Origin of the sequence: Arenibacter arenosicollis, assembly GCF_014397245.1 — a bacterium.
In the GTDB taxonomy this organism is placed as follows: domain Bacteria; phylum Bacteroidota; class Bacteroidia; order Flavobacteriales; family Flavobacteriaceae; genus Arenibacter; species Arenibacter arenosicollis.
The window spans coordinates 1-665 of sequence record NZ_JACLHY010000066.1; the positions used below are offsets into that span (position 1 = coordinate 1).

Here is a 665-nt window from a genome sequence, read left to right on the forward strand (position 1 = left end):
CCTTTTTCATCCACATTGTTGAAAAAGGAATAGATTTCAAAATAATTCTTCTGGGACAACTGATCGTATTTATGGTCATGGCATTTGGCGCATTCCAGGGTTAGGCCCAAAATGCCCTTCCCCAAGGTATTGGTTCGGTCCACAACATAATAGGATTGGTATTCCTCCTGGATCACACCGCCCTCCTGTGTAATGGGGTGGTTCCTATTGAACCCGGTGGCCAAAATTTGCTCCTTGGTGGCATTGGGCATAAGGTCGCCAGCCAATTGTACGCTCAGAAACTCATCATAGGGCATGTTCTTGTTAAAGGCATGGATCACCCAGTCGCGCCAGGGCCACATGCTCCTATAACTATCGTCCTGATAGCCATGGGAGTCCGCATATCTCGACACGTCCAACCACACCTGCGTCATTCGCTCCCCATAGCTCGGGGAGGCCAAAAACTCATCTATGGCCTGTTCCAAAACATTCTCCGAAGAACTGGAAAGATATCGGCTCACCTGCTCCGCATTGGGAGGTAGGCCCGTAAGATCCAAACTCATCCGTCTGATCAATGTGTGCTCTTCCGCTTTTTGGGAGGGCGTTAGATTGTTCTCCTCCATCTTTTCCAAGACAAAGGCATCGATCTCATTTTGGGTCCAATCTGCCAGTTCCGTTTTTGGCAG

General features: G+C 49.0%; 1 protein-coding gene. It reads right to left on the bottom strand.

Annotated features, from left to right (window positions below):
• Positions 1-665, bottom strand: a 665-nt coding sequence (locus H4O18_RS21870) for a DUF1549 domain-containing protein (protein WP_187588644.1), incomplete at both ends; no start/stop codon positions are given.